At 52.5% G+C, this 20,114-nt stretch carries 17 protein-coding genes; 5 read left to right on the top strand and 12 right to left on the bottom strand.

The annotated features are described in order from the left end of the window. Positions 1–193: 193 nt before the first annotated feature. The 9 genes from aguB to R50912_RS01820 all read right to left on the bottom strand — a co-directional run bounded on the left by aguB (position 194) and on the right by R50912_RS01820 (position 12,524). Positions 194–1,069 (bottom strand): N-carbamoylputrescine amidase, encoded by an 876-nt coding sequence (gene aguB, locus R50912_RS01860; protein ID WP_042231957.1) that lies wholly within the window; start codon positions 1,067–1,069, stop codon positions 194–196. Positions 1,070–1,130: 61 nt separating this feature from the next. After that, positions 1,131–2,162, bottom strand: coding sequence for an agmatine deiminase family protein (locus R50912_RS01855; RefSeq protein ID WP_042231951.1), 1,032 nt, complete (start codon positions 2,160–2,162; stop codon positions 1,131–1,133). Positions 2,163–2,309: 147 nt separating this feature from the next. Continuing rightward, the gene (gene yfcE, locus R50912_RS01850) at positions 2,310–2,852 is read right to left on the bottom strand and encodes a phosphodiesterase (protein ID WP_042231948.1); all 543 of its coding nucleotides are present in this window, start codon (positions 2,850–2,852) and stop codon (positions 2,310–2,312) included. Between the two features lie 440 nt (positions 2,853–3,292). Further along, a complete protein-coding gene (locus R50912_RS01845) occupies positions 3,293–4,777 on the bottom strand; it encodes a glutamate synthase subunit beta (RefSeq protein ID WP_042241361.1) in 1,485 nt (494 codons plus the stop codon). A gap of 284 nt (positions 4,778–5,061) precedes the next feature. Beyond that, on the bottom strand, positions 5,062–6,036 hold the full coding sequence (locus R50912_RS01840) for a permease prefix domain 1-containing protein (protein WP_042241360.1): 975 nt from the start codon (positions 6,034–6,036) through the stop codon (positions 5,062–5,064). A 5-nt stretch (positions 6,037–6,041) separates the two neighbouring features. Further along, the gene (locus R50912_RS01835) at positions 6,042–6,368 is read right to left on the bottom strand and encodes a PadR family transcriptional regulator (RefSeq protein WP_042231945.1); all 327 of its coding nucleotides are present in this window, start codon (positions 6,366–6,368) and stop codon (positions 6,042–6,044) included. Between the two features lie 190 nt (positions 6,369–6,558). Then, positions 6,559–8,514, bottom strand: a complete 1,956-nt coding sequence (pulA, locus tag R50912_RS01830) for a type I pullulanase (protein ID WP_042231942.1) — start codon at positions 8,512–8,514, stop codon at positions 6,559–6,561. Positions 8,515–8,712: 198 nt separating this feature from the next. After that, a complete protein-coding gene (locus tag R50912_RS01825) occupies positions 8,713–9,339 on the bottom strand; it encodes a C39 family peptidase (RefSeq protein WP_042231939.1) in 627 nt (208 codons plus the stop codon). After that, the gene (locus R50912_RS01820; RefSeq protein WP_063840058.1) at positions 9,336–12,524 is read right to left on the bottom strand and encodes a PAS domain-containing protein; all 3,189 of its coding nucleotides are present in this window, start codon (positions 12,522–12,524) and stop codon (positions 9,336–9,338) included. Before R50912_RS01820 ends, R50912_RS01825 begins: the two co-directional genes overlap by 4 nt. Positions 12,525–12,827: 303 nt before the next feature. Between R50912_RS01820 and R50912_RS32990 the strand changes: the two genes are divergently transcribed. From R50912_RS32990 to R50912_RS01805, 3 genes are all read left to right on the top strand, one after another. Then, positions 12,828–13,649 (top strand): hypothetical protein, encoded by an 822-nt coding sequence (locus R50912_RS32990; RefSeq protein WP_052415915.1) that lies wholly within the window; start codon positions 12,828–12,830, stop codon positions 13,647–13,649. A gap of 89 nt (positions 13,650–13,738) precedes the next feature. Continuing rightward, on the top strand, positions 13,739–14,842 hold the full coding sequence (locus R50912_RS01810) for a glycosyltransferase family 4 protein (protein WP_042231935.1): 1,104 nt from the start codon (positions 13,739–13,741) through the stop codon (positions 14,840–14,842). 241 nt (positions 14,843–15,083) lie between these two features. After that, positions 15,084–15,410 (top strand): P-II family nitrogen regulator, encoded by a 327-nt coding sequence (locus R50912_RS01805; RefSeq protein WP_042210152.1) that lies wholly within the window; start codon positions 15,084–15,086, stop codon positions 15,408–15,410. Positions 15,411–15,546: 136 nt separating this feature from the next. On the opposite strand, the gene R50912_RS01800 is transcribed toward R50912_RS01805, so the two are convergent. After that, positions 15,547–16,788 carry a DUF445 domain-containing protein gene (locus R50912_RS01800; RefSeq protein WP_042231932.1) on the bottom strand — a complete coding sequence of 414 codons (1,242 nt, stop codon included), beginning with the start codon at positions 16,786–16,788 and terminating at the stop codon, positions 15,547–15,549. A 297-nt stretch (positions 16,789–17,085) separates the two neighbouring features. On the opposite strand from R50912_RS01800, the gene R50912_RS01795 reads away from it, so the two are divergent. After that, on the top strand, positions 17,086–17,949 hold the full coding sequence (locus tag R50912_RS01795; protein ID WP_042231929.1) for a Cof-type HAD-IIB family hydrolase: 864 nt from the start codon (positions 17,086–17,088) through the stop codon (positions 17,947–17,949). 335 nt (positions 17,950–18,284) lie between these two features. Here the strand turns inward: R50912_RS01795 and R50912_RS33980 are convergent, their stop codons facing one another. Then, a complete protein-coding gene (locus tag R50912_RS33980; protein ID WP_081956344.1) occupies positions 18,285–18,452 on the bottom strand; it encodes an aspartyl-phosphate phosphatase Spo0E family protein in 168 nt (55 codons plus the stop codon). 163 nt (positions 18,453–18,615) lie between these two features. Between R50912_RS33980 and R50912_RS01790 the strand changes: the two genes are divergently transcribed. Beyond that, entirely contained in the window at positions 18,616–19,071 is a 456-nt protein-coding gene (locus tag R50912_RS01790) for an Imm30 family immunity protein (RefSeq protein WP_042231926.1), read from the top strand. 21 nt (positions 19,072–19,092) lie between these two features. Here R50912_RS01790 and R50912_RS01785 read toward each other — a convergent pair whose 3' ends face one another. Next, entirely contained in the window at positions 19,093–19,974 is an 882-nt protein-coding gene (locus R50912_RS01785) for a helix-turn-helix transcriptional regulator (RefSeq protein ID WP_042231923.1), read from the bottom strand. Positions 19,975–20,114: the final 140 nt, after the last annotated feature.

The raw sequence follows: 20,114 nt of genomic DNA, 5'->3' as shown, positions 1-20,114 counted from the left end.
CAATTAACTTTTCCTGTTTATGTTATATAACATGACATAATATCGATGTATTGTAACATTTACAGCCGCCTAATCTTAGAATTCAGGTCTATCTTCATATAAAAGCAGCCAGGAGGCTGTCCGGAGAGTGATATCCCCGGCAGCGTCCTGGCTGCTTACTATCGTAACTGTTATTCAATTCATTCATTTACAATCAGAACGTCAGATCCCCGTCATATGAAGCAATCAGCCGGTACAGCTCCGGACGGCGGTCGCGGAAAATTCCCCATTCGATCCGGCCAACCTCAAGCGCATCAAGATCAAATTCACTGACCAGCACACCCTGCTCATCGCGCCCGGCTTCAGCAACCTTATTGCCCTGCGGGCCGGCAATGAACGAAGAACCGTAGAAGTTAATGCTGGAATCCTCGTCAATCTCCTCACCGATCCGGTTGGAGGCCACGACAGGAACCAGGTTAGCGGCTGCATGGCCCAGCATGCAGGTCTGCCAGTGATCCTTGGAGTCGATCGAGCCGTCCTGCGGCTCCGAGCCGATAGCTGTAGGGTAGAACAGAATCTCCGCCCCCATCAGACTCATTACCCGTGCTGCTTCCGGATACCATTGATCCCAGCAGACGCCGACGCCGATTTTGGCATAACGGGTATTCCACACCTTGAAGCCGGTATCGCCCGGGTTGAAGTAGAACTTCTCTTCATAGCCGGGGCCGTCAGGAATATGGCTTTTGCGGTATTTGCCCATCACCGTTCCGTCGGCATCAATCACAGCCAGCGAGTTGTAACGCGCGTAGTTCTTTTTCTCATAAAAGCTGATCGGCAGCACCACTTCCAGTTCTTTGGCTATCGCCTTGAAATGGTTCACAGCCTTGTTGTGCTCAAGCTCGGTGGCATAGGCGTAGTAATCCGATTTCTCCTTCTGGCAGAAATACGGAGTCTCAAACAGCTCCTGCAACAGAATAATCTGCGCGCCCTGGGCTGCCGCTTCTCTGACCAGCGTCTCGGCCTTACGGATATTCTCATCAATGTCGCCGGAACAGCTCATTTGTGTTGCGGCTACTTTTACTTTTCTCACGGTTGTCCCTCCCATTATGAACTTTAAATTCCCATCTGGACGAAGTGTAACGGCCTACACCCTAGTTCACCGCAGGCATCTGCTGGGTGGTGCAGTGTACGTTCCCGCCTTCACCGATTACAGCCATTCCGTTCACTGTACGGATCCTGCGTTCCGGGAACAGCCCGGCAAGCGTCTCTTCGGCAAGCCTGTCTGTCTCTGCCGCCGTACCGCCGAATACCGGCAGGATAATCCCGCCGTTCACGAAATAGAAATTCAGATAGCTCAGGGTCAACCGGCTGCCTTCATAATCAACACGGGGCGGCTGCTGAATGCGGATGATCTCCAGTTTCCGTCCCTTGGCATCGGTAGCCTGCTCCAAAATACGCAGGTTCTCCTCCGAAATGGCATAGTTCTCATCCTGCGGGTCTCCGCAGACCTGGATGATCACCTTGCCCGGCGCAGCGAAGCACGCGATATTATCAACATGACCGTCCGTCTCGTCCCCGCTGAGGCCGCGCTTCAGCCAGATTATCGATTCTGTCCCCGTATATTGCTTCACTAAGCCGGCGATCTCTTCCCGGTCCAGCTCGGGATTGCGGTTCGTGTTCAGCAGACATTCTTCGGTAGTCAGCAGTGTTCCTTCACCATCGGTATGGATTGATCCGCCCTCCATCACAAGCGGTGCATCATACCTGCTGATCTCCAGCTGTTCCAGAATTTGCGGAGCTACCTTATCGTCAAGGTCCCATGGCGTATATTTGCCGCCCCAGGCATTGAACTTCCAGTTCACGCCGGCAAGCTTGCCTTCCGCATTCACCACAAAGGTCGGTCCGTTATCGCGCAGCCAGGCATCATTATGCCGGATGGGCAGCAGCGTCACATTAGCACCCAGTGCAAGCTGTTCTACAGTCTCCATATCATCAGGGTTCACGATCACCGTTACTGGCTCGAACTCGGCAATGGCTCTGATAATCTCGGTATAACCTGCGCTTACCGCCGCATGGTTGTCCGGATATACCATAGAGTCCTGCACCGGCCAGGAGATGAAGGTCCGTTCATGCTGGGCCCATTCCGCCGGCATTGTATAGTTTAAATCTTTGGGATACGTCATTTAGTTACCTCTGCCGTTTATATTTGAAGCTGCCCTGTTAGCCGCAAGCTCCTCACCCATCATACAATAATATGCCTGTGTGCTCAATTGCCGGACCGCAATAATCCCCCTGGAAATATCCAGAGGGATTAGCGTTATATTGCTATTTTACAGTGTAATATGCTTAATGACATTGCCGGCGAAATCCTTGATGCTGAATTCACCATTGTCCAGGATTCCGTAAGAATTGGGATTGTTCTCTTTGGGCAGGGAGATCGATCCGGGGTTAAGCACGACAATGCCTTCCCTCATATCCGCCACCGGCAGATGTGTATGTCCCTGGATGAACACATCCCTCGGGGACAGCGCCGGCAAGTTATCGATGCTGAATCCATGCCCGTGCGTAGCGTAAATCTTACGACCCTCATGAAGAATCATTACGTAGTCGCCCATCATCGGGAACTGCAGCAGCATCTGGTCTACTTCAGCATCACAGTTCCCTCTCACGGCAACCAGCGATTTACCGTAAGCATTCAGCTTGTCGGCGACCCCCTGTGGATTATAACCCTCGGGCAGCGGATTTCTCGGCCCGTGATACAGGAAGTCTCCCAGAATAACCAGCGTGTGCGGCTGCTCCTCCTCCGCCTTGGCCAATGCCTGCTCCAGCCAGTGCAGGGACCCGTGAATATCGGAAATAAACATCAGTTTCATCCTTGTTCTTCCTCTCCGGTTATATAGCTTGAGCTTAATGATGTCCGGGTAAAGCCTCAGTTCCACTATGAGCTTCAGTCTCTGGTGATATGGTGATTTTTTTGAAATCCCAGCCTCTGCTGCCACAGGAATTTTTGGACCACCCACTCTTGGCGGTGGAATCCTGCACGAAATACAACATTCTCCTCATATTCCCGGCCCTAATCCTCCCAAACACCCCGGTGTCGCCCAAATAAAGTTGCAATACGTACAACAACTATGCCTGTGCAATGTGAACTTAAGAATCTCCGGTTCTGATCCTGCCAGCACCGAATCAAACAGGAGGAATGGGTAATTCCATGCATCCATTGTAAACGCCCCCGCCCGGTTAACGCAAAGCAAGACGCCCCGGCGGGGCGCCCTACTGTTAACTCCGCTTACTCCGTATATCTAAAAGCTTCTCATGGCAGGTTGGACGAGCCCATCAGGAAGCGGTCCACTTCACGGGCAGCCTGCCGGCCCTCGTTAATTGCCCAGACCACTAGGCTCTGGCCGCGCCGCATGTCGCCGGCAGTGAAGACACCCGTCACACTCGTGGCCTGCGTGCCAAATTCAGCCTTAACATTGGAGCGCTCATCGCGTGCTACACCCAGCTGTCCAAGTACCGTTTCCTCCGGTCCGGTGAACCCCAGCGCCAGCAGCACCAGTTGCGCCTGAATAACCTCTTCACTGCCCGGCACTTCAACCGGCATCATCCGGCCGTCCTCCGTACGCTTCCATTCAATGCGCACGGTATGCAGCTCCTGCACATGTCCGTTCGTGTCGCCGGCGAAGCGCTTGGTGTTCACAAGATAGCGGCGCGGATCTTCTTCATATAGAGAAGCGGCCTCCTGCTGCCCGTAATCGACCTTCAGCACCTTCGGCCACTCTGGCCAAGGATTGCCCGGCTGACGGGTGAGCGGCGACTGTGGCATAATCTCCAGCTGGATGACGCTTCGGCAACCATGGCGGATAGAGGTAGCTACACAGTCCGTACCTGTATCACCACCGCCGATAACAACAACATCCTTGCCTGCCGCCGACAGGTATTCGCCGTCAGCCAGTCCGGAATCCAGCAGGCTCTTCGTATTCAGGGTCAGGAACTCCATCGCCTGATGGATGCCGCGCAAATCCCGGCCTTCCAGCGGAAGCTCCCGCGCCTTGGTAGATCCGCCGCAGAGAACTACGGCATCATGCTCTTCCTGCAGCTGCTCCGCAGGGATATCCCGGCCGATTTCGGTCCGTGTAACGAAGGTAATTCCTTCGGCCGCCAGCAGGTCCACCCGGCGCTGTACCTTCTTCTTGTCCAGCTTCATGTTCGGAATGCCGTAGGTCAGCAGTCCGCCGATCCGGTCAGCCCGTTCGTATACAGTTACACTGTGTCCCGCCTTGTTCAGCTGGGCCGCACAGGCAAGTCCTGCGGGTCCGGAACCCACAACCGCAACCTTTTTACCCGTACGGGTAAGCGGCGGCTCAGGTACAATCCAGCCTTCGGCAAAACCTCTATCTACAATCGACTTCTCAATGGATTTAATGGTTACTGAATCGCCATTCTTACCAACGGTACAAGCGCCTTCACAAGGCGCAGGACAGACGCGTCCTGTAAATTCAGGGAAGTTATTCGTCTTATGCAGCCGTTTCAGCGCTACCTCCCAGTTACCGCGGTATACCATGTCATTCCATTCCGGAATGAGGTTGTGCAGCGGGCAGCCGCTGGCCATCCCGCTAAGCAGACGTCCTACATGGCAGAACGGTGTTCCGCAATCCATGCAGCGGGCACCTTGCTCCCGCAGCTGCTCTTCTTCCAGAGGTACCGAAAATTCATTCCAATTCTTAATCCGTTCCAAAGGCTCGCATTCAGCAGGCGTACGCCGCTGATATTCTAAAAATCCGGTTGCTTTACCCATTCCTGTCTCCTCCGAGTCTCTCTGATTGGCCGCCGGAAATGTAATAAGCGGCATTCATGCCCACTTTCGGCTCCAAAAAGAAACCTACTCTTCTGTCGCCGGGCCGTCATTCTGTCACTGTAAAGCAGCGAAGCAAGGAGCTGCAACGGGGTATGGAATTACCCCGGTACAGGCCCTTGCACAGTTGTAATAAGGGGGAATAAATGCCTTCATATTATCATCTATCTACCGGCCGCGAACATGAGCAATGTCACCTTTTGCGACAAATGGCGCGGACACCGAGCTTAGGCCGGATTTTTCCCCTTTATAATAGTATAGGCGGCGCTGAATACCCCGAATAATATCCCCGTAACCGGAAACACAATCCAGTTGATGTGCCACTGATCGTACACAAACCCGCTGACCAGAAAGGCGCAGGTAACCAGCGGCCAGACGATGGAGGCTACTGCACCGATGACCCGGTCCTCTTCCTTCTTTTCTTTACTGAAATCCCCGGTTTTCAGCAGCATCTGATACGCTCCCCGGATACTCCCGTAATAGACAAAGAGGAATACAGCTACTGCCACCACAGCCAGCAGAATCACTACCCCATACGAAGAAGCGTCATCTCCAAAGGCTGAAGCTACAAAAATAGCAATTGGCGATAATACGCACAGGCTGACTCCCATGATGAGCGACAGCATATAGGTTGCGGCAAAAGCGGACTGTTTCCGCTCAACCTCAGCCTGCAGATGGTAAGGCAAACTGAATCCGGACTCCATAAATTTATATTTTTCCATTCGCATGCCGCTGTAGATAAACATCGCAATAGCCGGAACCAGCAGAACTAACAGAAAGCCTACCCCGATCATGCTCATCGCATCCTCCGAAAAGACAGAGCTCATAAACCCGTTCTCCCCAAGACTCGCAATCAGAATGAGCAGGCCGGCGCCCACCATAATCAGCCCTGTGCCAAGACCTATAAGCAGCCCTGATCTCCTTTTGGCAGCAATGAATTCCTCCGTCTCCATTTCAGTAAGCATCGGAACCAGCTCTTCCTTAGGGTACTCCCCAATCCCCAGCTCGCTGATCAGCTCATCAATATTGCCGAATTCGGAAATGACGATACCTACCGCTTCGTTCTCCGACTTCCCGTCATCCTTCAGTTCGTGATACTTCTCCTCCATGTTGCCAAGCAGCTCCTGCTTCAGCTTATGCATCTGTTCCGTCCTGGGCAGAGAAGCGAACATATTGTTCAGATAACCTATAATTGTATCCAAGTTCATCACAGCTCCTTTATGAATTTGTTGATGACTTCTTGCGTAACTTGCCATTCCTCGCATTTGGCGCGGTAATACGCCCGTCCCTGGGGAGTGATACGGTAATAAGTGCGCCTTTTTCCAAAAGTCTCATCCAGATAAAATGAATCGATGTATCCGTTCTTCTCCAGCCGGGTGAATGCGGAATAGAGCGTGGTTTCCTTCATAATGTATTTCTCTTCCGAGAGCTTCCGTATATTCTTGGAGATCTCATAGCCGTAAGACTCCCCGTCCAGAAGCATGTAGAGGATCATCGTATCGTTGTATCCCCGGATAACGTCACTGCTGATCAATTGCCTGCCTCCTATACTTCATCTGTCGTAGTAATTAATTTTATAATAACACAACTACTACGACAGATGAAGTACTATTTATCCCGATAAAAAATTTATTTTTAACCCAAGCAGAAACAGCTTTGTTGTCCTTATTCGCACAGAAACAGACTGCCTGGGCAGCCTGTTTCTGTGATTTAGAACTATTTGATTACAGCACAGCAAGTACAATCATTCCAATGCCTCTAGCCGCTAAAATGCCGCTGTCCAGCTGTCCCGCATGCTCCTCGCCGAACAGAACCCTCCATTGCCCCAGCATGGGCAGCTCAAGAACGGCCCCATCCGGATTGGCATTGTACAGGATGTAGAGATGCTGTGCGGAATCTCCCCCGGGATGATCTCTTAGCGAGAAGGCAACCGAATGCGCCGGAGACTCCTCGAAGACCAGATGGTCCCGGATTTCATCGGCAGTCCGCAGCCGGAAGGCGGGACGTGCCGCGCGCAGCGCAATCAGCCGCTTCATGTAATCTACAGATTCTGCATGGGCGGCGCAGCGTTCCCAGTCCAGCCAGTTGTACTCCACGGGCGATTTATAGCTGTTCTCGATCCCGTCCTTGGTCCGCATGAACTCCTGCCCGGCATGGATGAAGGGAATCCCCTGGCTGGTCAGGATCATCGCTGAGGCTAAGTGGTGCATGGCGCAGCGCTGTTCATCCGTTATCCCTCCGGTGGACAGCAGAAGCTTATCCCATAACGTGTGGTTGTCATGGCACTCCACATAGTTAACACTTTGCTGCGGCTCCTGGGCGTATTGCCCGAGGCCCGGCCCGTAGTAGATCCCTCCGGCAATCCCGGCCTTCACATTCCGTTCAAAGCCGCTACCGCCGCTAATGAAGCCTTTCTGGTCATGCAGAAAAATATTACCTTTGACCGCATCGCGGTAACCGTCGTTGAAATGTCCGATGCCCGGCAGCTCATTGGCATGGCGCTGGTTGGCGCGGAGATCCTCTGCAAGCTCCGTGTCCATCACCCAGCCCTCCCCTATAGTCATCAGGGAAGGATCAAGCTCATCGAGCCGGCGGCGGATTTCTGTCATGGTGCCAATATCAAGCAAGCCCATCAGATCGAAGCGGAAGCCGTCGATATGATATTCCTCAGCCCAGTAGACGACCGACTCCACGATGAAACGTGACATCATCTTGCGTTCAGAAGCGGTGTCGTTACCGCAGCCGGAGCCGTTGGACAGCCTGCCGTCCTCTTTATAGCGCAGATAATAGCCGGGAACCAGCTTGGTAAAATTCACGCGGAACCCGTCATAGACATGATTGTAGACAACATCCATTATGACACGCAGGCCGCGGTCATGCAGCGCCTGTATCATCGTCTTCAGTTCCTTGATGCGCAGACCCGGCACATACGGGTCTGTAGCATAGGAGCCTTCAGGCACATTATAGTTCTTGGGATCGTATCCCCAATTATAATGCGGCTGATCCAGCCGGGTCTCATCCACGCTCTCCGTAGCATAATCGTAGACAGGGAGCAGCTGCACATGAGTCACCCCAAGGGCCGCAATATGGTCAAGGCCGGTCGGAATCCCTTCAGGGCCGCGTGTCCCGGCTTCTGCCAGGCCTAAATATTGTCCTTTATGCGTAATCCCGCTGGCGGGATGCATGGACAGGTCGCGCAGATGAAGCTCATAGATCACCGCATCAACCGGATCCTCCAGCGGCGGCAGATCCTGCGTCCAATGCTCAGGATCTGTCATACGCATATCAAGAACCGCACCTCTGTCACCATTCACGCCGACAGCACGGGCGTAGGGATCTGCTGCTTCATTCCACAAATCGCCCAGCCGCACACGGTAGGTGTAGAATTTCCCGTTCAGGTCACCGGGAACGGTGATTCTCCAGGTTCCCCGGACATCCCGGATCATAGGAATATGCTGTCCGGCTGCCTCCTGCCAGGATTCATAGAGCACAAGCTCTGCTTCCTGGGCGGTAGGCGCCCATAAACAGAACGCCGAGCCGGTCACTGAGTAGCTCAAGCCAAGATCGCTCCCGTCGTAGCTGAACAGTTCATCAAATTCCCGGTCAAACACGGATATACCGCTGGTAGCCGCCGGATCACCATAATAGATTGGTTCCTTCATTTCCTTTTGTACGGACAAGGCCCCCGCCTCCTTTACCCTTTATTAAAATATACGTCTGCATAACTGGGAGTTACACTAAATCCATTCTTCATAAATGGAATTTTATCCTAGTCTTACGTTTTGTGCAAACGTTTGTATTATGTAATGCCGGAAGGCCGAACCTCTCTGCAGTCCCGTTGTGTACTTCAGTCAGCAGGTTAGCCATTCCTTATGCCGTTAAGGTGCCTCTAAAGATTCCGCTATGTTAAGCGCAACCATCGTAAGGATTGCCTGATTCGCTGTATATGAAATACGCCGCTCCTGGCCAGGAATATACCCGCGGCCCGGATGGCGTACCCCATTGTCATGGACAACCAGCGTACATGTGCCATCAGCATGATCCTCATAACCGATTCCAAGCACCCAATGATAATCATAGACATAACTTCCCCGCCAGCGGAGGCTGAACCATTTATCAAATTTAAGCGCTACAGGCCGCGAGGCATCGATCTCGGCTTTGTATTTTGCGATATCATTAAATACGGATACCGTAAGCAGTCCGGAGCTATCCTTCCCGCGCGTAGCAGCATGGCTGATGTAGGCCCGGAGACCTTTGGCGAAGCTGCGCACACTCATCCCCCAAGGTGTTCCGCCATGATGCGTGTATATGTAATTGATATGTGCTGCTTTGGAATCAAAATGACCGGCCCCCGGAATAAACAGCCTGCCCATACGCGTGTGCCAATATTCCATAAGCGCGGCCATAGTTGCCGGACCGCAGGCTGAGGCGGGAGAGGCTACTCCCGCTTCCCACTGCGTGTAAGGTTCCGCCTTCAACTGCCGGCTGGACGGCTGTCCGCTCATAGGGATACCCTATTCCGGCAATGCTGCAATACACGTTGCGCAGGAAGCAGCAGTTCCTTGCCGGCAGCCTCATGCTCAAGGCTGATTCCGTTCGATCCCCCTGGATCTGCCGGGGTAACCGGTATAGATACATGCTGATCGGAGTCAGCAGAATCAGCTGATTCCGCCCACTCACCATCAGGATCGATGTCAATATCTATGGGTAGTGTGAAATAGAAATCCGAGCCTTCTCCTTCAACGCTCTCCACGGTGATCGCTCCGCCCATCAGCTCAACCAGCCGTTTGCAGATCGCGAGGCCCAGTCCGGTTCCCCCATATTTGCGGTTGATGAACGGATGAAGCTGGGAGAAGGACTGGAACAACAGCGGCTGTTTCTCCGGCGGAATTCCGATTCCTGTATCCAGCACACTGAATTTCAGTATCAGCTTCCTGCGGTCCCGGCAGTATTCCGTACCGAGATGGATAGAGACTTGCCCCTTCTCCGTGAATTTGACCGCATTGCTGACGAGGTTCACCAGCACTTGGCGCAGGCGGGCGGCATCGCCCATAATCAGCTCCGGCACATCAGGAGCCATATGGCAGGAGAGTTCAATGCCTTTCTCCCGGGCTTTGGGCGTGAACAGATCCGTTACGCTTTCAAGCAGTCCTTCCAGGCTGACCGGCTCATGGGTAAGCGTCATTTTACCGGCTTCTATTTTGCTGAAATCCAGAATTTCATTAAGAATATATAACAGGGACGCGCTGCTGTCGCTAATGATCTCAGCATATCCCCGCTGCTCCTCATTAAGCTCCGTCTCCGTGAGCAGATCTGTCATCCCTATAATTCCATTCATCGGCGTCCGCAGTTCATGGCTCATGATGGCCAGGAATTCCGATTTAGCCTGGTCTGCTTTCTCTGCCAGTTCCTTCGCTCTAATAATCTCCTTCTCATCGGTAATGTCACGGAAGACAACGACTGCTCCCTTGCGCTCGCCCTTGTCAAACAGCGGCGTAACCTGATATTCGGCCAGAAAGCTGGAGCCGTCCTTGCGCCACAGCACCGCATCTTTGCTCTGATGAGATTCCCCTGCCCGCACCGCCCGCATCAGTGGTGATTCCTCCGGCCGGTAATGAATGCCGTCCAGCGCCGTCTGTTGAAGGTGGTCCAGGTAAGGAAGGCCTGTGATCTCTCCATATTCAAAGCCCAGCATCTGTGCGCCTGCAGGATTGATGAAGGTCACTCTCCCTCCGGTATCCAGACCAAATATCCCTTCGGAGACCGAGTTCAGGATCAGAGTGTAATCATTGCTCAGCTTCTCAATCTGCTCGGTATACCTGATATGGTCTGTAATGTCGCGGGAAATTCCATACACACCTACAACCTGCCTGTCCACAATAATAGGAATATTGGTCGTGTTGATCTCCACCAGATGTCCATCCTTATGAATCAGCGTCAGATCATAACTCTGGGGTTTGCCTTGGGTAGCCAGAGTGAAATGATGCAGCGTCTTCCCGATATCCTTGTCAGCCACAAGCGGCCCGAAATAATTGCCCAGCAGCTCGTCCAGCGAATACCCGCTCAGCTTCTCCAGATTGGCATTAGCCGTCAGATAGGCACCTTGCAGATTCATGGAATATACGGCTGAGGGATTGTACTCGAATAAAGATTTATAACGCTGCTCATTCTCCTGCAGCTTCGACTCGAACTCTCTGCGTTCTGTAATATTCCGGCCGACAGCAATAATCTCAACCGCATGCCCCTGTTCATCAAAAATATAACGGCTGTTCGTTTCGAACCAGATATAGCTGCCGTTCTTATGGCGATAGCGGTAGGAGACCGGCGGGATACACCCGGAATTCACGCTCTTGGACATGATGTCTCTCATCATATCGAGATCGTCCGGATGCAAATAATGATATGCGCTGGTGCCGATCATCTCTTCCGGCTCATAACCGAGCAGCGAACGGCTGACCGGTGAGCAGTACAAGAATATACTATCCTTAATGGCGTGGCGGGAAATCAGATCGAGGGAATTCTCTGACATCAGGCGGAAGTTGCGTTCGCTCTCCAGCAGCAGCAACTCCATCTGCATCCGCTCGGTAACATCCTGCATCATGCCGATAAGCTGAACCGGCTGGCCTCCCGGCCCGAAGGTTACATCCCACTGGATATGTACCGCAAGGATGTCTCCCTTCGGCAGAATCAGCCGGTAAGACGTGTCCCCGGACTCCCCCTTGATTACAGCACGCTCCACCGCAGCTTGCAGGAGTGTAAGATCCTCCGGATGGACCAGCGCCAGAAAAGTATCATAATCGACATTGTCAGCCCCGACAGCATTCTGTAGAATACGCCGCAGCTCTTCCGAGAAAGAAAGTTTGCCCTTGGTCAAATCCCAGCCCCATGAACCTATTCTGGCTACCCGCTGGGCAGCAGCTAGAGCTTCCTCACTCTGCTTGCGCCCGTTCACATTACGCCCGATCCCCATGATTCGAGTGATTTCACCGTTCTCCTCGCGGATTTCATGAAAAGACATCTCAAACCATAGATAATACCCCTCCTTATGGCGCAAACGGCGGCTGTAGGTATCATTCTTCAACAAGCCATTGGAACTGCTGATCCCGTCAATATCATCCGGATGATAGAATTCTGCCCGGTTTCTTCCGATCATCTCCTCCGGCAGATACCCGAGCTGCGGGAAGGAGGAGGGGGAAATAAAGCTTAACGTCCCGTCCGGCAGCGAGAAGGAAATCATGCTCTGATCATCTTTTATAAATAAGTTATACAGATCGCGGCTGTCTACTGTCAGCTGGTCAGCAATCTTGCGGTCCGTAACATCCTGTGCATATACAATAATATTCCGGTCTATCCGTCCTGCTTCTGCCGGAACAAACGTAAGGGAGAGCCAGAACGGCCGCCCGCCGCTGCCCGGGAAACGCAGCTCTTTCACAAGAGGCTGCCCGTTGGTCTGCGACAGCTCCTTCATGATATCGGGTAAAGAGAATCCGCGCTGCTCTTCCGGCCGGATCCGGCCTGTCCCGGATAAAGCGCCCGCGAGAAACTCCGGTTCACTGCAGCCAAGCATCGTGCAAAAAGCAGGGTTAACCATGACCCAGCGGTCTCCTTCAGAAGACAGTATAGCCATCCCCACTGGAGACATTAGGAATGCTTGATCCAGAATGATTCTATTCTCTGCCAAGTTATCCATTAAACAAGGCCTCCTTCATCTCGAGCCAGCGATTATGCAGACTCTCTGTTGTCTTCGCTTGTCCCTCTATATCTCACAGTATACGATAAGAGTAGCAGGGAATGAAACGTACTGCCCCCATTGGTTCAGTGAAATCCAAAATGTAAATATTGACAATTAGAGAAGTGCGCCCTATATTAAAAGGTAATTATATAACCGTGACTCATTACGCTGGAAGCACCCGTAATAGAGGCCTATTGGCCTTTACTGCGGGTGCTTTTTTGCGTCTATTACCGGGACACGGAAACAAGAGGAGGAATATTAATGAGGAATCTGTGCAGGAACGCCGCCTTAATGCTGCTCTCCCTGCTGATTACCCTGGCCACCCTGGCCGGGTCCGCTGCTGCATCTCCGACAGTAATAACTGCATCGGTTCAGGCGTCTTTTGATCTTACAGCGGCAACTGCAGATAGTACTGTCCGCGTCCGGCTGAAGAGCCAGTACAGCGAGTTATCCCTCCTGTCCGCCCAATATGACAGCCGGGAGGTACAGATTAGAGCGCTTCATGATCAGAATGCAGAGGCGCTGATTGTTGTCCGGGAGGCCATCAAGAATATAGACCAGGCTTCCGTAGCCCGCCTTACCGCAGCAGTCAGAAGCGCCAAGGAACGCTACCAGCCGCTGTTCGATCAATACAGCACGCTCAACAAACGAATTTCCCTGCTCAAAGGGCTGAAGGACAAGACGCTGAATTCCGTACTGAAGGCCCAGTCCGAGGCAATGAAGCTTCTTGTACAGCTGGCCCGCCAGGAGATACGCGACAAGGAGGCCCTTCTCAAAGCTGCCAAGGATGCACGCACCCAGCGGGTTGCCGCCGCCCGTAAGATTCTGGCCGGAATGGACAATGCGCAAATTTCAATGAAATCTCAGAAGAGTGCAGCCTCCGTATTAAACAAACGGCTTACCGCGGACTGGAGCGATTTCAAATCTGCGGTCCGGAAGCAGAACTCCGTCCTGGCCGGCCAATCCTTATCCTCAATGGTCTCCATCTACCGGCAAATTGCAGCCAGCAAGCTGAAGATTATTGAGCTGGAGCAGAAGATTGCAGCGATTATTACCGCTACCCATAAGCAAATCGGCACTTGAACTCCTGCCTGTCCTGTATCTTCCGCCCGTACGGGCGCATATGGTAGTTAAAGGATACCATCATCATGCGGCGGGAGGAGGCATTCACTATGCGTATCTGCATCATTGCACCCGAACAGTTCCCGGTTCCAGGGGATGGCTCTGTAGAGATCTGCATCTGGAATATTGCCCGGCGGCTTGCCCGAAGGCACAAGGTAACTATAGTGAGCCGGAGATCGCCGGGACTCTCTGACACTGACGAAATAGAGCAGGTCAGGTTCATCCGCCTTCCTTCCGGCACCCCTGCCCGGTACCGCAGCTCGGTTCTCGGATATCTGGAGGCGGCAGAACCCTTTGAACTGATTCAGATCGATAACCGGCCGCTGCTGTTGGCCGCCGTCAAACGGCGGCACCCCAGCACTCCGGTGCTGCTGTTCCTGCATTCCCTGACCTTCGTGCCTCCGGAATCCAGAATCGCCCGCAGCCTCGCCCTGGCGGACGCTGTCGCGGCTAATAGCCGCTCCCTGCAGCAGCGGCTCGCACGGCGGTTCCCCGGCATCCCGGGCAAGCTCCGCGTTGTTCCGCTGGGAGCGGACCTGTCCCGCTTCGTCCCCGTGCCGGCGCACGAGAAGGCACGCCTGCGTGCGCTGTACGGCCTGGCTCCCGGCTTCACCGTCTTGTTCGTAGGCCGGGTAATCCCGCGCAAGGGAGTACCTGTGCTGATCCGGGCCATGCACCGGCTGAACAGGCATATGCCCGCCCGGCTAGTGATCGCCGGAGACGGCAAGCCGGCTTACCTCCGGCAGCTTAAGGTACTCGCGCGCCGGCTGGGCGTGCGCGTGTCTTTCCTGGGGAATATCCCGCATGAGGATATTCACAGCCTGTATCAGGCCGCAGACTGCTTCATCTGCCCTTCCCAGCGGCATGAGTCCTTCGGCCTCGTGAATGTGGAGGCCATGGCCACGGGACTTCCGGTGATCGCCTCGCGAAACGGCGGAATCCGGGAGATTATTGATTCCGGCCATAACGGATATCTGGTGGAGAGATACCGGGACCCCGCTCCTTTCGCCAAGCGAATGCTGATGATCGGCCGCAATCCTCTGCTCGCGGCTAGGATCGGGATGCAGGGGCGGAGCGATGCGCTGCAGATGTTCGAATGGCAGCATACTGTAGAGCTGCTGGAGAATCTCTACCTGAAGCTGGTACCGCAATAACCGGAGGAGGCGGGTCCGTGCGCCTCCTCCGGGATGCGGTACAGCAACCCCTTTGACGCTCCCCCGGGAATGCGACATTGTGTCCTACGAATTTTGTGATCCTTCTCGCAGGATACAGCTGCAGTTAATATTATACTCATATTGTAAGCGTTGCCATTAAGCAAATGCACTGTACAGTAAGCCAACCAGACATTGGCAACCCCCTACAACACAATATTCGCTGTAGAAAGGGTGCATCGTTATGTTAATGATCAAAGCTATAGTACGGCCGGAGAAAGCGGATGAGGTCATGGCTGAATTACTGCTTGCCGGCTTCCCCTCCATCAGCAAAATGGACCTGCTCGGACGCGGTAAGCAAAAGGGAATACAGGTCGGAACCAACCATTACAATCAAATTTCCAAGAAGCTTCTGATGATCGTAGTCCAGGATGATGAGAAGGATGACGTCATCAGCATTATTATGCGCACAGCAAGAACCGGTGAGCATGGCTCATTCGGCGACGGCAAAATTTTTGTCCTGCCCGTACAGGAGGTCTTCACTATCAGCAACGGTAAAAACCAGCTGTAACCTTCCCGTTCTTCCTTATGATCTGCTTTCCTGTAGCACATATGAAAGAGGCAGCAAAACGTTCCTCCGGACTCCGTCTTCACGGACGGTCCGGGGAATGCCTTGCCGCCTCTGCCTGTTCTTGCTGATGCTATTGTCAGATCATCTGGATCACCGTAAGCACCAGCCCCACAACAAAACCGCACACAGCTCCATTCACGCGAATCCACTGCAGATCCTTGCCCACCTTCTCCTCCAGCATGTTCACGAGCGAAGCGTCATCCATTTGATCAAGGTTCTCCTTGACCAGCTGGCCGATCCGGTAATGATTAGATTCCACGAAGGAGATCAGCGTGCCGCGGATCCTTTCCTCGGAAGCCTGAATCCATTCCTGCTCCTTGCCGATCCGCCGGACCAGCACAGCATACAGCCAGAACAGCTTGCGGCCGCCGCGCACCCGGTCTTCCTCAAGCAGCGCAACCGCCTTGACGCGCAGTCCTTCCAACTGCTGCTGCAGGAAAGCCGCAGCTGGCTCCCCTTGCAGTTCATTCAGCGCCCAATCCTTCAGCGAGGAGATCCGCTCCTCATTGCTCAGCAGCTGGAACAGAGCGACACGGATCTCCCGGATGACCTCCTCACGGTACGGGCTGTCCTCTTCCTTGAAATCACGGATAGTGGACTGCACCATGCCCTGCAGCATTTCACCCAGCATATCGGCATCAACGAATCCGACAAAAGCCTGAAAAGCCATCCCCTTCAGCCCGCCAAGCTTCACCTCAGCCAGCTTCTCGCTGGCGATCTTGCCCAGCATCGCACGGGTTTCCGGACGCCCGCTCCAGGAGGAAATCCCTTCCAGCGCATAATCAAGGGCGGCAATATCCTTGCCGTCGTTCATTAGGCTGGTAGCAATTTTATCGGCGGCAACGCCAAGCTCCGCTTCACGCAGATAGCCTGCTGCTGCGGATTGAAGATACGGAACCGCCTGCTCTACCGGAAGCCGCAGTACGAATTCTTTAATCTGCTCCAGCATTTCCGTTCTCGCTTTCTTTCTGGAGAAGAACCGTGTCAGCATGCCGGCGCCCAGAGAGATGATGTTGATTTTGCGCAGCTTGTTCTCAATGCTCTCCTTGTTCAGCAGTTCATTCTCCATCGCAGAGATTAGAGACTGTATGAGCTTATCCCGGTTCTTCAGCAGCAGCGAAGTATGCGGAATTCTAAGCCCCAGAGGATGGCGGAACAACGCGGTCACTGCAAACCAGTCGGCAATCCCTCCGACAAGACCGGCCTCGAAGCCCCCTCTCAGCAGAATAACAGCCAGATTCTCCGGCAGAAATAAGGTGAACAGGAAGCCGCAGGCCATGATGGCAAGAGATATGGTAGCTAAATTTCTGGATTTCATGTGTTTATTATCCCCCTTACATAACGACCCCAAGCGATCTTTTGCCCGGAAAAATTGCTTTTCAGACAACAGCAGACATTCCCGTTACAAGATTGCAGGTCTACATTCAATTGTACCACGAGAAGACTCTTTTCTGAAAATCCGGCAAGAAACGCAGCTTAAATATACGTACCCCGGACTATATATGGATGAAAATGCGAATTTTCAAATTTCAGAGAAATAATGATAAGATACAGAAAGATAGTTATCTCGTGAAACCTATATATGATTACAACTATGGAATAGGAGAACTGCAACATGCTAATTGCACTGGATATGGACGGAACACTGCTGAACGGGGATGGGGAGATTAGCAGGGAGAATAAGGAAGCCATACTCCGCGTACAGCGCCTGGGCCATACCGTGATCATTGCCACCGGACGTTCTTACATGGATGCGGAGCGTCAGCTGCGGCTGGCGGATCTGGAGTGTCCTGTAGTGAGTCTGAACGGCGCTGTTGTCACACTGCCTGACGGAACGCTGGCCGCGAGTACACCGCTGAACAAGGAGGATATCATCCCCGCGCTGCGCTGGATGAACGAGATTCCTGAATTGTACTACGAAGTATACACAGAGGATAACGTATATGTAGAGCTCGATAAGCGGGTACGGCTGGAGAAGCTGTCGGCACTGAAGGAAGATGAGGTTCCCGAAGAGGTAGGCTGGCTGCTTAAGGCGATGATCGACCAGCAGTTTCAGCAGGCGGCTGTAACCTATGTGGAGAGCATGGAGGACATCTGGAGCAAAGAGGAGAATCTGATCTACAAGACACTCGCCTTCTCGCTGAACCGTGAACTGCTGAAGGAAGCCTCTACACGGTTCGCCGCGATTCCCGGGCTGATTATTACGGCATCGCATGTCAACAATATTGAAATTAATCATAAAGATGCTAATAAAGGCAACGGCGTGAAGCTGATAGCAGAGCATTACGGTATCCCCGCAGCGCAAATCGCAGTAATGGGTGACAGCTATAATGATCTGCCGATGTTCGAGATCGCCGGCTACCGAATTGCTATGGAGAATGCCGCCCCCATCCTCAAGGAAACCGCCGATTTCATTACGCTAAGCAACTCGGAGCATGGTGTTGCTGCGGGTCTGCGGCATCTTTTGGAGAAGAAATAACTATCGGTCCGGCTGTGAAGGCCCTCCATCTTCACAAGTAGAAACGGCTTTGCCGTCCTTTTAAAGGACGGTACCGTTTCAGCGAGAAATAGAAGGATAATTTATGCGCGGAGCATATAAATTCTTATATTTTAAAGAAACAGCCTTCAAGGAAGGCTGCTCTTCTCAGCGGCGGCTGGCTCCTGAACGATGAAGACAGCAGAAAGATATTGCACCCAGGTTTAATGCGAGAAATACAATGAGAATTAACCGCTGGGCAGTGGTCAGAGCCACAAGAACGGGAATAAACACAACATCCCTCCAGATTTCACCTTAAATGTGTGAATCTATTTCAATCAGCTCATCCTTTGCGGACAGCTGTACTGATTAAGTAAATGATCCAGGGCAACCGACTGTTTAACCACTTTGGGATGTGTCAAAATGCCGTATTTTTGCTGCGTCTGATATAATTTCTGTCTGGCTTCCTCTACCTGCAGCAAAATCTTACGCTTATTGGTCTGCATGACACTTCCTCCTCTGTCCAATATATTAATCTCAGCTGTCAAAAATTGGACCTTATGATAAATGGCGTGATAATCTCGCATAACCTTCCGCTTGATAGTGAAGCTCAGAACAACATAAACAGCCCGGGAGCTTCAGCTGCCGGGAGCGTTAGGAGGAACATAAATGAACCTGTACCCGGGGATTGCCCGGCTATATGAGAACCGGCTGCTGCGTACCGAGCTGGAATGTGAGCAATTTGATCTTGCACTGGAAGGTCTGGCCGGTGATACAGAGGACGTTGTAATTCATCAGATCTTCAAGGTCTTCGATGATGACACAGAGCAGGAGGAGGTCATGTTCAGCCTCGTCCATTTCGTGGAGAGTCTTCAGATGGAGATGTATCTGACCCAGCTGCTGCACTCCCTTCCGGAGATGCTGGAGCACGCCCGCAACTGGGCCATTGTACTGAATGAAAGAATCCTGAACGATGATAACTACCGCAAGGATTACGCCGATATCGCCGCCCTCATGCCGCCAAGAATCAAGCAATGCCTGATGTTCCTGCTGGAGGAAATTAAGGAAGATAAGCCCCGGTTATTTGAGCGAAAGGTGAACTACATCCTCTCCAGACTGAAGTAAGCCGGAGCTCAAATTGCGGTCCTATTCTTCAAAATCGAGGTTGACCGGTTCCGGGGGAAGACTATCCTCCACACCCTCATCGGTTGTAGGCACCTTGGCATCGACGACCTCGAAACGGAACTGATCCACCCATACTTTGCCGGCCCCACTAAGCAGAATACCAAAAGCTATTGCCGAACTCTCCTTCGGAATATCCAGAATCACATTATACTGATTCCAGTCCTCTGAACCCTTGATGGGCCGGCTCTGCATGTTATCGAACTTCAGCATTTCCCCGTTCTCCGCATCAATTCTCATCCACAATCCGGCCCAGCCGTTGATATGCTGCGGTTTAACAAAGGCCGAGAGCTTCAGCCGCTTACCCAAGTAGGCTTCTGCACTGAAAATTTGCATTAAGGTGACAAAGCCGTTCTCCCGGGCTTTAATAGACTGAAGCCGTGCCGAAGCTTTCCCCATATGAACCTCTGACTTATCCACCGTAACTTCATAGTCTTCCCCGTTCAATCCGGTAACTGTCCAGCCTTTCAATGCTTGTTCTGTAATCATCTTGATCTCTCCTTTAATCAGATTTCTTGAGTAGGTCCGGTACTGGCCGGGAGTAATCCGGTACACTTTCTTGAATGCACGGGAGAAGGCCTCCTGAGAGTGAAAATGGTATTCTACGGCGATATCCAATATTCGTTTATTGGTATAAATCAGCTCTGCGGCTGCTTTGGCCAGTCTTCTCCGCCGTACGTAATCAGCCACCGTCTTCCCCACCGCCGCATAGAAGATGCGGTAGAAATGGTGGGAAGAAAATTTACTGTGCACCGAAATTTCCTTCAGGGTAATCGCTTCTGTGAGGTTCCTCTCAATATAATTCAGCGAACGCCTCACGGCCTTGGAATGTATTCCTTCACTCATAGGCTGTCCCCTCCTCTGTTAATACGATATCATGGCTGTTGGAATTACATTTGATCTTTTATTCCATATAATTACTCAACACTTATTATTAGAAGAAACTTATTTCCAGTCCTATCTTTTCTATTCCTCTCCCGTGCAGA

It is taken from the genome of Paenibacillus sp. FSL R5-0912, from assembly GCF_000758605.1.
Classification (GTDB): domain Bacteria; phylum Bacillota; class Bacilli; order Paenibacillales; family Paenibacillaceae; genus Paenibacillus_AQ.
The sequence above is the reverse complement of the archived record's forward strand: the minus strand, read 5'-3'. Positions and strand labels throughout refer to the sequence as shown.